Genomic DNA, 14,080 nt, shown 5'->3' with positions numbered 1-14,080 from the left:
TTAACGTCCGTATAGCGTGGTGGTGATTAGGTGAAGTAGCCGGGCTTGTGGCAAAATAGTCCAATACAGAAAGCAAAATGGGGCAAAGGCACGAAACGTGTCAGCCTGGTATGGAGAATCACATGCAGCTTAAACGTGTGGCAGAAGCCAAACTGCCAACCCCATGGGGCGATTTCCTGATGGTGGGTTTTGAAGAACTGGCAACCGGACAAGATCACGTCGCCCTGGTATACGGTGACATTTCGGGGCAGACGCCGGTACTGTCCCGCGTTCATTCTGAGTGTCTGACCGGTGACGCGCTCTTCAGCCTGCGCTGTGACTGCGGTTTCCAGCTCGAAGCCGCTCTTTCTCATATCGCAGAGGAAGGACGTGGCGTGCTGCTGTATCACCGCCAGGAAGGACGCAATATCGGTCTGCTGAATAAAATCCGCGCCTACGCGTTGCAGGATCAGGGCTATGATACCGTCGAAGCCAACCATCAGCTCGGCTTTGCTGCTGACGAGCGCGATTTCACCCTCTGCGCAGATATGTTCAAGCTGCTGGGCGTGGACGAAGTGCGTCTGTTGACCAATAACCCGAAAAAAGTGGAGATCCTCACTGAAGCGGGCATCAATATTGTGGAACGCGTACCGCTGATTGTTGGCCGCAATCCGAAAAACGCGCACTACCTCGATACCAAAGCTGCAAAGATGGGGCACCTGCTGAGCGAGTAAACGCAAAACGCCCGGCACTTCTGCCGGGCGAGTTTTATCAGTCCAGCATCTTTCGAATCACATAATGTAAAATGCCGTCGTTCTGGTAATAGGTTAGCTCTGTTGCCGTATCAATACGACACCGACAATCCAGTACTTCTGTTGTACCATCTGCCCGCGTTAACTTCACCGGAACGGTTTTACCCGGTTGCAGATTTTGCAGACCGCTGATATCAATCTGCTCTTCCCCGGTCAGACCCAGCGTTTTACGCGTTATGCCCTGCGGGAACTCCAGCGGCAGGATCCCCATCCCGATCAGGTTTGAGCGGTGGATACGTTCAAAGGATTCGGCAATCACCACGCGAACGCCGAGCAGACGTGGACCTTTAGCCGCCCAGTCGCGACTGGAGCCAGAGCCGTACTCTTTACCGGCAATAACGGCCAGCGGCGTACCCTCCTGCTGATACTTCATGGCTGCGTCATAAATTGAAATGACCTCTGTATCTGGCAGGTGGCGCGTCATGCCCCCTTCCACGCCCGGGACCATTTCATTACGAATGCGGATGTTGGCAAATGTCCCGCGCATCATCACTTCGTGGTTACCGCGGCGCGAACCGTAGGAGTTAAAATCGCGACGTTCCACGCCACGGCTTTGCAGATACCGACCTGCCGGACTGTCCGCTTTGATGCTCCCCGCTGGTGAGATATGGTCAGTGGTGACGGAATCGCCCAGCATCGCCAGAATGCGCGCGCCGTGTATATCTTTCAGCGGTGCAGGCTCCGCCAGCATCTCATCGAAGAAGGGCGACAGGCGAATATAGGTGGAATCATCCTGCCAGTCATAGGTATCGGAACCCACCACGTCGATCGCTTTCCATTCCGCTGTACCTTCGAACACTTCCGCATACTCTTTGCGGAACATCTCGGTGGAAACTTTCTCTACCGCGCGCGCAATTTCACGCGATGATGGCCAGATGTCTTTCAGATAGACAGGTTCATTTTTGCGATCGTGACCAATCGGATCGGTCGCCAGGTTAATGTTCATGTTTCCGGCCAGAGCATAGGCTACAACCAGCGGCGGCGAGGCCAGCCAGTTAGTTTTCACCAGCGGATGAATACGCCCCTCAAAGTTTCGGTTACCGGAAAGTACCGCGCCAACGGTCAAATCACCCTGCTTGATCGCCACTTCAATAGGCTCAGGCAGTGGACCAGAGTTACCGATGCAGGTCGTACAGCCGTAGCCCACCAGGTTAAAGCCCAACTCGTCGAGGTACGGCGTGAGTCTGGCCTGCGCCAGGTAATCGGAAACCACTTTCGAACCAGGCGCCAGGGACGCCTTAACCCACGGCTGTGGCTTGAGTCCCAGTTCTACCGCTTTTTTCGCCAGCAGCCCGGCAGCCATTAACACACTCGGGTTGGACGTGTTGGTACAGGAGGTGATAGCGGCGATCACCACGGCGCCGTCAGGGAGATGATACTGATGCCCGTTCAGAACATAGTCCACCGGACGGTGATCTTTTTGCGCGGCGTTAACCTCCAGCTCATTGCTGGCGGCAAAGGCTTTCGGAACGTTGCTCAGGGCAACGCGGTCCTGCGGTCGTTTCGGCCCTGCGAGGCTTGCCTCAACGGTGCCCATATCCAGTTCCAGCGTGCTGGTAAATACTGGCTCGTCACCCGGGTTACGCCACATGCCCTGCGCTTTGGTGTAGGCCTCTACGAGCGCCACCTGCTCCTCGCTGCGACCACTGAGGCGCATATACTCCAGCGTAACGCTATCAATCGGGAAAAAGCCGCAGGTCGCACCATATTCCGGCGCCATGTTGGCGATGGTGGCCCGGTCCGCCAGCGGCAGTGAATCCAGACCATCACCATAAAATTCAACGAATTTACCCACCACGCCATGCTTACGCAGCATCTGGGTGACCGTCAGAACCAGATCCGTGGCGGTAATGCCTTCGGACAATTTACCGGTCAGCTTAAAGCCCACCACATCGGGAATGAGCATCGATACCGGCTGGCCGAGCATGGCCGCTTCCGCTTCAATACCACCGACGCCCCAGCCCAGAACGCCAAGGCCGTTAATCATGGTCGTGTGTGAATCGGTGCCCACCAGCGTATCCGGGTAAGCCACCCACTCTTTATCCTGCAATTCACTCCAGACGGCTTTGCCGAGATATTCCAGGTTGACCTGGTGACAAATGCCGGTGCCTGGTGGAACAACGCTGAAGCGGCTGAACGCCTGCTGACCCCATTTGAGGAAGACATAGCGTTCATGGTTACGTTCCATCTCCAGACGGACGTTTTCACCGAAAGCATCGTCGTCACCAAAGTGATCGACGGTGACGGAGTGGTCGATGACGAGGTCTACCGGTGAGAGCGGGTTCACCTTAGCCGTATCGCCCCCGAGACGCTTAACAGCTTCACGCATGGCGGCCAAGTCCACAACCGCCGGCACGCCGGTGAAATCCTGCATCAATACCCTGGCCGGGCGGTAGGCAATTTCTTTGTCTGCGTGAGCATTTTTCAGCCACCCTGCCAGAGCCTGGATATCCTCCTCGGTAACCGAGTCGCCATCTTGCCAGCGCAAGAGGTTTTCCAGTAGTACTTTCAACGACTTGGGTAACCGCGAAATGTCCCCAAGCGTTCTGGCAGCCAGCGGTAAGCTGTAGTAGCGCCAGGTTTTATTTTCCGCCTGTAATGTGTCCTTACTGGCTTCGCGTAGGGTTAACGACATAAGCTCCTCCTTAAAAACAGGGATGTCCTGACAATCATCAGGGCTGTAATTAAAGATAACACAAAGATGTCGTAACGTTTTGATAACAACCCAAATTGATAAATTTAGGAATGGTCCAACGCGAGGGATTAAACAAAAAACCCCGCCGTGGCGAGGTTTTACGATTTAGTGTAAGGCCAGCCAGAGGAGCTGACACCAGAAGAGGATCGACGCTGAGAATACGCCGAGCCATGACCAGTATTTTACGGTTGTCATGTTATTCATCATAGGGACACCAGACTTTAATTATTTAAGGATGCGAGGTCTGCCCTCGTTCTATATTGCTGATGTGTATTTATTAAGGAGTACAAAAGTGCACAGTCTTTATTCAGACTATTTGCATCATTACGCAAAAATCAAAATTATTGTTTTTTGGGTTCGTCTTCTGCGAACACATCAATAAAGGCCTGCTGCTGTGGCGTCAGTTGCCAGGAGGCTGGCACGCTGGTTGCTGGCGCCTTACGCGCTTTGTGAGCATTGTCACGAAGCTGACACATCTCTTTTCTCGCGTCAGTACGCACCGTCATGACCATATTCAACCCCAATATTTCCAGACGAGAAGAGCAACAACCACCCAGAACAGGGCAGAGCCGAGAAAGACCGCCAGCCAGGCTTTACGCTTAAGCGCGGGATCCCTTTGCGGTTCTTCACTTCCTGACGGCATTGCTAACCTCATACAATCGATATCGCTTATCATTTAGAGACCAAACAATTGGCACAAGTAATCATCTGATGAGATAAATCCTAAAGAAACTTTAGCCGAAAAGCCAGTGAATTTACGAATCTGAGCCTGGGAAAATTCAATCTTTTGACCAGAAATAAATAATTGAAAAGAATAATTTGCACACCTGTAAATTAGTTTCTACTTTTGTCGCAAATTTGCGACAGTAAAACCCTATTCATCAAATGGGTTATGACGATATATGACAGTAGGCGCAGATGAGGTTAATTCTAATTTAGATTTAAAGGGGGAAACCGGTATCTTTCCAGAAGAGAAAGATACCGGGTGTAATTATTTGGCAGGAAGTTTGATGTCTTTAAACATCTCTTCGATGTCTTCATTGGAGCGTAACGCCACGGCCGTGTCGACCACGTCACGCGTTAAATGCGGTGCGAAGCGCTGAATAAAATCATACATATAGCTGCGAAGGAACGTGCTGCGACGAAAACCTATCTTGGTGGTGCTGTGGCTGAAGATATCATGCGCGTCCAGGCGCACAAGATCCGGGTCTGATACAGGATCCACCGCCATGCTGGCAATAACGCCTACGCCCAGACCCAGACGCACGTACGTTTTAATGACGTCCGCATCCGTTGCAGTGAAGACGATCCGTGGCGTTAATCCGGCGCGGTTAAAGGCGGTGTCTAGCTCAGACCGGCCCGTAAAGCCGAACGTATAGGTAACCAGCGGGTATTGCGCCAGCTCTTCGATTGTCACTTCGCCCTTCCCCGCCAGCGGATGATCGGGGGTCACGACAATAGAGCGGTTCCAGTGGTAGCACGGGAGCATGACCAGATCATCGTACAGATGAAGAGCTTCCGTCGCGATGGCAAAATCGGCATTGCCTTTAGACACGGCCTCTGCGATTTGCGTCGGTGAGCCCTGATGCATATGCAGGGAAACGCGGGGATAGCGTTCGATGAAACCTTTGATCACCCCGGGAAGCGCATAACGCGCCTGTGTGTGCGTGGTGGCAATATAAAGGGAGCCTTTATCCGGCCAGGTATGTTCCCCGGCGACGGATTTAATGGCGTCGACTTTGGAAAGCACTTCTCGTGCGATGCGAATGATTTCCTGCCCTGCCGGGGTGACCTGAGTCAGGTGCTTACCGCTGCGGGCAAATATCTGAATACCTAATTCATCCTCCAGCATACGCACCTGCTTACTGATGCCAGGCTGCGAGGTATAAAGACCTTCTGCGGTGGAAGAGACATTGAGGTTATGATTGACGACCTCAACGATATAGCGAAGCTGCTGTAATTTCATGCCAGACCATCCGATTTAGCGCATGCGTCAATCGCTTAATACGATTTGATAATAAGAAACGGGTTAACTATAACCACTATATCATTTATAGCCAGGCTGTATAGTACGGAACAAAAAATAATAACAACGTAATAAAAAAGGGCCGGAAGTCCGGCCCTTTCAAAGGTAAGTTACGGTAAGTGAAGATTATTTTTTACCTTCAACCCATTTCCCGTCGACAAAGAAGGCTGACCAACCGGTCGCTTTACCCTCTTTCTCTGCCGCCACGTACTGCTGCTTCGTTTTACGGCTAAAGCGCACCACGGTTTTGTTGCCTTCCGGATCCTGCTGTGGCGCATCGGCCAGGTAACGCAGTTTCTCCGGCAGACGGTCGCGGAAGCGGTACAGCTCTTCTACCAGCGGCGCACGGGTTTCGCGCGATTTCGGGAAGGTGTTGGCCGCCAGGAATACCCCGGCAGCGCCGTCACGCAACACGAAATACGCATCTGACTTCTCGCACGGCAGCTCAGGAAGCGGAACCGGATCTTCCTTCGGCGGCGCAACTTCACCGTTACGCAGGATCTTACGCGTGTTTTTACAGTCGTCGTTGGTACATGCCATGTACTTACCGAAGCGTCCCATTTTCAGGTGCATTTCGGAACCACATTTCTCACACTCAACGATCGGACCGTCATAGCCCTTAATGCGGAACTCACCTTCTTCGATCTCATAACCGTCGCAGGTTGGGTTATTACCGCAAACGTGCAGTTTACGTTTTGGATCGATCAGGTAGCTGTCCATCGCCGTGCCGCATTTCTTACAGCGGCGCTTGGCGCGCAGTGCGTTGGTCTCCGCATCGTCACCTTCCAGCACGTTGAGAACTTCGTTCTCCGGCACGAGGTTGATAGTGGTTTTGCAACGCTCTTTCGGCGAAAGCGCATAACCAGAACAGCCGAGGAACACGCCCGTGGTTGCGGTACGGATCCCCATTTTACGGCCACAGGTTGGGCAGTCGATGCTGGTCAGTACCATCTGGTTAGGCAGCATGCCGCCTTCTTCAGGATCTTTCTCAGCTTTCTCAAGCTGGTTGGTAAAATCGCTGAAGAAGCTGTCGAGAACTTTCTTCCACTCGGCCTTATGGCTGGCAACCTCATCGAGACTGTCCTCCATCTGCGCGGTGAAGTCATAGTTCATCAACTCACGGAAGTTAGCTTCCAGACGGTCGGTAACAATCTCACCCATTTTTTCAGCATAGAAACGACGGTTCTCAACGCGAACGTATCCACGATCCTGAATGGTCGAAATGATTGACGCATAGGTAGACGGGCGACCGATGCCGCGTTTTTCCAGCTCTTTTACCAGCGACGCTTCGCTGAAACGCGCAGGCGGCTTGGTGAAGTGCTGGGCCGGTACCAGATCAACCAGCGACAGCTCGTCGCCTTTGTTGACGGAAGGCAGCGTTCTGTCTTCATCACCTTTACGCAGCGCAGGCATCACTTTTGTCCAGCCGTCGAAACGCAGAATGCGGCCGCGCGCTTTCAGGCGGAAATCACCCGCGCCAACGGTCAGCGTAGTGGAGTCGTATTTCGCTGGCGTCATTTGGCAGGCCACGAACTGGCGCCAGATCAGCTGATACAGCTTCTGGGCGTCCGCTTCCATATCTTTAAGAGATTCCGCCAGAACGGAAACGTCAGAAGGACGGATCGCTTCGTGCGCTTCCTGAGAATTCTCTTTGCTGGCGTACTGATTAGGACTGTCCGGCAGGTATTTCTTACCGAAGTTGTCCTCGATATAGCCACGCACCATGCTGACAGCGTCCTGGCTCAGGTTGGTGGAGTCAGTACGCATGTAGGTGATGTAACCCGCTTCATACAAACGCTGGGCCATCATCATGGTTTTCTTCACGCCGTAACCCAGACGCGTACTTGCCGCCTGCTGAAGCGTTGACGTGATAAACGGTGCGCCAGGCTTGCTGCTGGTCGGTTTGTCTTCACGATCCAGAACCTGATAACGCGCTTTTTCCAGCAGCGCTACGGCGGCCATGGTCTGATCGCGATTTTCAGGACGGAACGGTTTGTCGTTGTGGTGGCTCACCTGCAACGGCAGCGCATCGCCGCCCGGCGTGGTGACATTCGCATCCACTTCCCAGAACTCTTCCGGGACAAACGCTTTGATCTCGCGTTCACGTTCGACAACAAGACGAACAGCCACAGACTGCACACGCCCCGCAGACAGGCCGCGAGCGACTTTTTTCCATAGCAACGGCGAAACCATGTAGCCTACAACGCGGTCCATAAAGCGACGCGCCTGCTGAGCGTTAACACGGTCGATATTCAGTTCACCCGGCTTTTCAAACGCCTGACGAATCGCATTCTTTGTAATTTCGTTAAACACTACACGGCTGTAGCGTTTGTCATCACCCCCAATCACTTCCCGCAGGTGCCATGCGATGGCCTCCCCTTCGCGGTCAAGGTCGGTTGCGAGATAAATGTGGTCTGCTTTTTCAGCAAGCTGTTTCAGCTCGTTAACGACTTTTTCTTTGCCTGGCAGCACTTCGTACTGTGCATCCCAGTTGTGCCATGGGTTAACACCCATGCGGTTGACAAGCGCGCTACGTTCATCCTTTTTAGGCTTTTTAGCCCCTTTGGTGGAGGTAGAGTCTGCGCTCTTTTTGCTGGCTGAGCCACTTGTCGGCAAATCGCGAATGTGACCAACGCTGGACTTAACCACGTAGTCATTGCCCAGATATTTATTGATCGTTTTGGCTTTTGCCGGGGACTCAACGATGACGAGAGCTTTACCCATATTCACCTTTACCTAATTTAATTCTTCCAGGAATACGCCGCACGTTGATTTCCCTTCCGCTGACGACGAGCCATTGATATTGCGACGTCGTCAGGGGATATCAACCCCTTTGTCTTACCGAACGTCGGTATGGCGACATCCAGGTCATTGAGTTTTCGGGTATTTTTCTCACATCAAAGTTCATTCGTGACGAATTCCCGGTCGAATGTCAAGCAATTCTGTTGCCAGAATGACGAAAGCGCACACTGTACCTGATAAAATTCGTTACGCAACTTTATTAGCATGCAAAAGCAAATCCCGCCAGCCAGCCCCTGTTCCTTATACCCGCGAATAGCAGGGAAAATTTGCCCCCGAAGCGACCCAGGCGTAGACTATTGTCACTGTTTAAGGAGTGGAATATGCAGAATACGACCCAACCCATTGACCGAGCTTCACTGCTTATCGAAGCAAACAAACTCATTCGCGACCATGAAGACACCCTGGCGGGGATTGAAGCGACTGGCGTGGAACAACGTAATGGCGTGCTGGTGTTCAGCGGTGAATACTTCCTTGATGAACAAGGGTTACCAACCCCGAAAAGCACCGCCGTGTTTAACATGTTTAAATACCTGGCGCATACCCTCTCAGAGAAGTACCACCTGGTCGATTAAAACGAAAACGCGAGGCATCTGCCTCGCGTTTTTCTTTACAGCAGCGGCTTTTGTCCGCGCTGCAACCAGCGTATCAGCAGGCGATCCGCGCTTTCTGCCGCACTATTGGTTAAACGGTCGAGCAGGCGCTTACGTCGGGTGAAGCGCACCCCCACCAGCTCACGACCTTCCATCAGGTTGAGCAGGAGGTCGTCGCTGGTACCCACTTCATCCACCAGCCCTTTCTCCTGCGCCTGCGTGCCGTACCAGTGTTCGCCCGTAGCCACCTGCTCAATGTCCAGCGTTGGGCGCATGCGGTGCACGAAATCCTTGAACAGATGGTGGGTTTCGTTCAGATCTTCCCGGAACTTCTGCCGTCCCTCTTCGGTATTTTCGCCGAGCAGCGTTAGCGTACGTTTGTACTGACCCGCCGTATGCAATTCGATGTCGATCTCTTTATTTTTCAGGAAACGATTGAAGTTAGGGATCTGCGCAACCACCCCAATCGAGCCGATAATGGAGAACGGTGCTGCGACGATTTTATCCGCCACGCACGCCATCATATAGCCGCCACTCGCCGCGACCTTATCTACCGCCACGGTGAGCGGGATCTGTTTATCCCGCAGACGTTGTAACTGCGAAGCCGCCAGTCCATACCCATGCACTACGCCGCCCGGGCTTTCAAGGCGTACCACCACCTGATCCTGGGCTGTCGCCACGGCCAGCACCGCGGTCACTTCCTCACGCAGAGAGGAGACTTCATGCGCATCCATGCTACCTTTAAAATCGAGCACATAGACGCGCGGTTTTGCGTCAGCCTGTGGCGTGGCGAGCTTAGCTTTCGCCTTCGCGGCTTTGGCGTCCTGCTTATGTTTTTTCTTCTGGGCTTTTAGCCACAGCTTCTGTTGATGATCGTCAAGCAGCGCCAGAGACATCTCTTCCCGCATCTCTTTATACTGCTCGCTCAGGCGGGTAATGCGTAACTCACCACGCTGACGCTTACGCTGCGTCAGGTTGACAATCAGGACGGCAATCACCGCGACAGCAATAACCACCGTCGCGATTTTGGCCAAAAACAACCCATACTGAGAAAGTAATTCCACGCGTTCCACCTTGATTTAACCACGAATCTTTCACGCCAGTGTACAACAGCCCTGCGCAGGCGTCTCGCTCTGGACATTAGCTCTGCGAGGCGGCTTCAGGAATCCCCCGTTTCTGGTTTAAATCTTTGCAAATTGTTAATTTCCCAGCGTTCTGTCCTGTAGACTGATTGAATTCTGACGCGGTTTCGGGCATAAAGCCGAAAAGTCATAAATAAAGGTGCAAGTCACGCCCAATGCGCCTGAGGAGCCACCGTGCATTATCAGCCACAAAAAAACCTTCTACAGAACCGCATCATTCTGGTTACCGGTGCCAGCGACGGGATTGGTCGCGAAGCGGCGCTGACTTATTCTGAATACGGTGCGAGCCTTATTCTGCTGGGACGTAATGAAGAAAAGCTCAAAGCCGTTGCCCGTGAAATCGAAAACGCAGGCGGTACCCCCACGCCCTGGTATACGCTCGATCTGCTGACCTGTACGTCAGCGTCATGTCAGGCCCTTGCCCAGCGCATTAGTACGCATTATTCGCGTCTGGACGGCGTACTACACAACGCGGGGTTACTGGGCGAAGTGCGCCCGATGGATGAACAGGATCCGGAGATTTGGCAGCAGGTGATGCAGGTTAACGTCAATGGGACGTTTTTCCTGACCCAGGCCTTGCTTCCTTTATTACTTAACTCAGATTCCGGTTCGCTGGTGTTTACCTCCTCCAGCGTGGGGCGTCAGGGTCGTGCGAACTGGGGGGCTTACGCCGCCTCAAAATTTGCCACCGAAGGAATGATGCAGGTGCTGGCCGAAGAGTATCAAAACCGCCATCTGCGGGTTAACTGTATTAACCCTGGCGGTACGCGCACTAAAATGCGTGCCAGCGCGTTCCCGACAGAAGATCCGCAAAAGCTTAAAACCCCGGCCGATATTATGCCTCTTTACCTGTGGCTAATGGGTGACGACAGCCGTCGTAAAACCGGAATGACATTCGATGCTCAGCCAGGCCGCAAACCGGGGATATCGCAATGAGTGAAGACCGTCATCAGCAGCGCCAGCAGCGTCTCAAAGAACAGGTTGATGCACGCGTGGCGGCCGCTCAGGACGAGCGCGGGATCCTCATCGTGTTCACCGGCAACGGCAAAGGCAAAACCACCGCCGCATTTGGGACCGCCACCCGCGCAGTCGGGCACGGTCAGAAAGTGGGCGTGATCCAGTTTATCAAGGGTGAATGGCCCAACGGCGAGCGTAATCTGCTCGAACCGCATGGCGTTGAGTTTCAGGTGATGGCGACCGGTTTTACCTGGGATACCCAGAACCGGGAAACAGATACCGCAGCCTGCCTCGCCGTCTGGGAGCATGCCAAAAGAATGCTCTCTGACCCGTCGCTGAACATGGTGTTGCTGGATGAGATCACGTATATGGTGGCCTATGACTACCTGCCGCTGGAAGCCGTGCTGGAGGCCCTCAGGAACCGCCCTGCACACCAGACGGCGATCGTCACGGGGCGCGGGTGTCATCGGGACATTCTGGAGCTGGCCGATACCATCAGCGAGCTGCGTCCGGTTAAGCATGCGTTCGATGCGGGTATCAAAGCGCAAATAGGGATTGATTACTGAAGAAAAAAGCCCGGTATATTCACCGGGCTTTTAGATTAACCGTTGTTATTACGACTGCCAGAGCGGCGATTGCTGCTAACCTGGCTGTGACGTTTAACCGCACGGCGGATCTGATTCGCCTTCATACGACGACGATCTTTCTCTACCGCCACTTTCGATGTGGTTTCTGGCGTCAGGCCAACCAGATCGCGCAAGTAGTTGGTTTGCGTCAGATCCAGCTCGGTATAGCCGCCACGTGGCAGGCCTTTCGGCAGCAGGATGTCGCCATAGCGGACACGAATCAAACGGCTTACCTGGACACCGACCGCTTCCCACAGACGACGCACCTCGCGGTTACGTCCCTCTGTCAGGGTAACGTTGTACCACTGGTTAATGCCTTCACCACCGGTAAACTTGATGGTTTTGAACGCCGCTGGGCCGTCTTCCAGCTGAACGCCACGCGACAGATCGCGCAGTTTGTTCTCATCAACCTGACCGAAGACGCGCACGGCGTATTCACGTTCCACTTCACGACTTGGGTGCATCAGGCGGTTTGCCAGTTCACCATCGGTGGTGAACAGCAGCAGGCCACAGGTATTCACGTCCAGACGCCCTACGGCAATCCAGCGGGCGCCACGCAGTTTTGGCAGACGGTCGAACACCGTCGGGCGGCCTTCCGGATCGTTGCGGGTACACAGTTCGCCTTCCGGCTTGTAGTAAGCCAGCACGCGGCAGATCTGTTCAGCGGACTCTTTCACGGAGATAAGATGGCCGTCAATGCGGATCTTCAGCCCCGGTACGATTTCAACGCGGTCACCGAGTGTGGCGATTTTACCGTCCACACTCACGCGGCCTGCTTCAATAATGGCTTCGATTTCACGGCGCGAACCGTGGCCGGCACGCGCCAGCACTTTCTGTAACTTCTCGCTCATTGAGCTTCCTCAGGTGTCGCCTTCACAGGCGTCTGGTATACTTTCTAAAACAACGAGTTAGCCAATAAATCGACTTAACTCACTGATCTGTAACTCTTTCATGGTACACAGCATGGCAAACAACGTGTCACACAAGCTGTCACACACAATGATTCGTGGGCGCACATACTACACTAACTTTAGACTAAATGATTCAACAAGTTTTGTGCGTCTGAGTCTCGGTACTGATAGCCGAAAGCAAGCAGAAGTGATCATGAATCAGATCCGCCCTTTCATTCCCCTTGTGCAGAATGGAACGATGAGCCTCGAAGAGTTCAAACGCAAAATGCAAGGCTACCGAGCTGCCACTAAGCAGGACTTTGACAACTATCTTCTACATGCACTCGAAAGAGATATTGCAGAGGTGGAGCGTCTGCCGGAGTTAGGACAGTGGCACAGAAACATACATCCTAATTGTCTATTATCTGCTTCAGATACGGTAGAAGCCGCACAAGGCTATTCGGAAGCTCACTTCCAACGCGTGGTTAATGGTAGCGATCAGACAGCAAACGAAGTGCTTGCAAGTCTTCACATGAAGAAACTTGAACTTTCCAAGGGAGATTTGCCCTTTGCGAATCAAGTAGGTGCTGCACTTGATATGAGCCGCGCGACCGTCGCGCAAGCCTATGAAGCATTCTATTCGAAAGATTTGCTACGATATCGCCAACTCATTGCAACACTGCAAAATCAGTTAGAAGAGCAGAAACTAAAATCTTCACCCCAAAGTAGGGTTGAAACAAACCAGGCTTTTTCAACGGAAGTTAAAGATACCGCAAGCCAAGCAATCAAACTTTCCGAAGCATGGACGCAGTGTGTTGAAGAAAAAGGTCAAAAATGGCGAGCAAGCATCGCTAACGAGAACCAGCGTTTCTTTGATGTGCTGATTTACGTTATTGGTGATAAACCGATTGATCGGGTTACTAAGCAAGATATTCGTGAAGCGCTGAAAGTGACCGAAAACTTACCTACTCGTACTAAGCTGCCATACAAGCGCCTATCTTTGCCTGAATGCATTGATTATGACGTACCAGAGGAAGATCTGATCAGTAGTCAGCATGTTGAAAAACATCTCAAGATCTGGCGCTCGCTTTTTAAAACTTACCTCGTCGAAACCAAAGACCAGTTAGAGAAATCCCCAACCGATGGAATCACATATGAGGTGAAGCCTAATCGGAGAGGTCATTTCAGCAACACTGAGTTGAGTAAGCTTAAAACCAAGCTGTTCTCACTGGAAAATAACGATTGGCGCAAATGGTACTTCCTCACCCTCATTTATACTGGTGCTCGACGTGGCGAGATTGCCTTGACCTGCTCCCCGTTGATTAGTACACCCCGATGTTAGTAATGTCTTCATAAGCCACATGAGGACATCCCCATGAAGAAGCGTTTTTCCGACGAACAGATCATCAGTATTCTCCGCGAAGCCGAAGCTGGGGTACCCGCCCGTGAACTCTGCCGCAAGCATGCCATTTCCGATGCCACGTTTTACACCTGGCGTAAGAAGTATGGCGGTATGGAGGTGCCTGAAGTTAAGCGCCTGAAGTCGCTTGAGGAAGAGAAC

14 protein-coding genes are annotated in these 14,080 nt (G+C 52.8%); 6 read left to right on the top strand and 8 right to left on the bottom strand.

Annotated features, from left to right (window positions below):
- Positions 1 to 122 precede the first annotated feature (122 nt).
- Positions 123 to 713, top strand: coding sequence for a GTP cyclohydrolase II (gene ribA / locus CKK19_RS05140; protein ID WP_013096372.1), 591 nt, complete (start codon positions 123 to 125; stop codon positions 711 to 713).
- Positions 714 to 750: 37 nt separating this feature from the next.
- Here the strand turns inward: ribA and acnA are convergent, their stop codons facing one another.
- From acnA to topA, 6 genes are all read right to left on the bottom strand, one after another.
- The gene (gene acnA / locus CKK19_RS05135) at positions 751 to 3,426 is read right to left on the bottom strand and encodes an aconitate hydratase AcnA (protein WP_063853428.1); all 2,676 of its coding nucleotides are present in this window, start codon (positions 3,424 to 3,426) and stop codon (positions 751 to 753) included.
- 165 nt (positions 3,427 to 3,591) lie between these two features.
- On the bottom strand, positions 3,592 to 3,690 hold the full coding sequence (gene ymiC / locus CKK19_RS05130; RefSeq protein ID WP_032103392.1) for a small membrane protein YmiC: 99 nt from the start codon (positions 3,688 to 3,690) through the stop codon (positions 3,592 to 3,594).
- A gap of 137 nt (positions 3,691 to 3,827) precedes the next feature.
- Entirely contained in the window at positions 3,828 to 3,992 is a 165-nt protein-coding gene (locus CKK19_RS05125; protein ID WP_162181317.1) for a hypothetical protein, read from the bottom strand.
- An 8-nt stretch (positions 3,993 to 4,000) separates the two neighbouring features.
- Positions 4,001 to 4,141: a YmiA family putative membrane protein gene (locus CKK19_RS05120; protein WP_096168876.1), complete on the bottom strand. Its 141-nt coding sequence runs from the start codon at positions 4,139 to 4,141 to the stop codon at positions 4,001 to 4,003.
- Positions 4,142 to 4,477: 336 nt separating this feature from the next.
- Positions 4,478 to 5,452, bottom strand: a complete 975-nt coding sequence (gene cysB, locus CKK19_RS05115; protein WP_006810844.1) for an HTH-type transcriptional regulator CysB — start codon at positions 5,450 to 5,452, stop codon at positions 4,478 to 4,480.
- A 186-nt stretch (positions 5,453 to 5,638) separates the two neighbouring features.
- Entirely contained in the window at positions 5,639 to 8,236 is a 2,598-nt protein-coding gene (gene topA, locus CKK19_RS05110) for a type I DNA topoisomerase (RefSeq protein ID WP_022648322.1), read from the bottom strand.
- Positions 8,237 to 8,634: 398 nt separating this feature from the next.
- Between topA and CKK19_RS05105 the strand changes: the two genes are divergently transcribed.
- A complete protein-coding gene (locus tag CKK19_RS05105; protein WP_003856804.1) occupies positions 8,635 to 8,886 on the top strand; it encodes a YciN family protein in 252 nt (83 codons plus the stop codon).
- Positions 8,887 to 8,921: 35 nt separating this feature from the next.
- Here CKK19_RS05105 and sohB read toward each other — a convergent pair whose 3' ends face one another.
- Complete coding sequence (sohB, locus tag CKK19_RS05100; protein ID WP_045621558.1) at positions 8,922 to 9,968, bottom strand: protease SohB; 1,047 nt, start codon at positions 9,966 to 9,968, stop codon at positions 8,922 to 8,924.
- Between the two features lie 252 nt (positions 9,969 to 10,220).
- On the opposite strand from sohB, the gene CKK19_RS05095 reads away from it, so the two are divergent.
- The gene (locus CKK19_RS05095; protein ID WP_022648324.1) at positions 10,221 to 10,982 is read left to right on the top strand and encodes a YciK family oxidoreductase; all 762 of its coding nucleotides are present in this window, start codon (positions 10,221 to 10,223) and stop codon (positions 10,980 to 10,982) included.
- Positions 10,979 to 11,569 carry a cob(I)yrinic acid a,c-diamide adenosyltransferase gene (gene cobO / locus CKK19_RS05090; RefSeq protein ID WP_023300262.1) on the top strand — a complete coding sequence of 197 codons (591 nt, stop codon included), beginning with the start codon at positions 10,979 to 10,981 and terminating at the stop codon, positions 11,567 to 11,569. Before CKK19_RS05095 ends, cobO begins: the two co-directional genes overlap by 4 nt.
- A 35-nt stretch (positions 11,570 to 11,604) precedes the next feature.
- Here cobO and rluB read toward each other — a convergent pair whose 3' ends face one another.
- A complete protein-coding gene (gene rluB / locus CKK19_RS05085; RefSeq protein WP_003856794.1) occupies positions 11,605 to 12,480 on the bottom strand; it encodes a 23S rRNA pseudouridine(2605) synthase RluB in 876 nt (291 codons plus the stop codon).
- 253 nt (positions 12,481 to 12,733) lie between these two features.
- Here rluB and CKK19_RS05080 point away from each other — a divergent pair, with 253 nt between their 5' ends.
- A complete protein-coding gene (locus tag CKK19_RS05080) occupies positions 12,734 to 13,861 on the top strand; it encodes a recombinase XerC (RefSeq protein ID WP_225455045.1) in 1,128 nt (375 codons plus the stop codon).
- Positions 13,862 to 13,894: 33 nt separating this feature from the next.
- The coding region (locus CKK19_RS05075; RefSeq protein ID WP_003838598.1) for an IS3 family transposase at positions 13,895 to 14,080 on the top strand (186 nt) is incomplete at its 3' end.

It is taken from the genome of Enterobacter sp. CCUG 70166 (genome assembly GCF_020224095.1).
In the GTDB taxonomy this organism is placed as follows: Bacteria; Pseudomonadota; Gammaproteobacteria; order Enterobacterales; family Enterobacteriaceae; genus Enterobacter; species Enterobacter intestinihominis.
The sequence above is the reverse complement of the archived record's forward strand: the minus strand, read 5'-3'. Positions and strand labels throughout refer to the sequence as shown.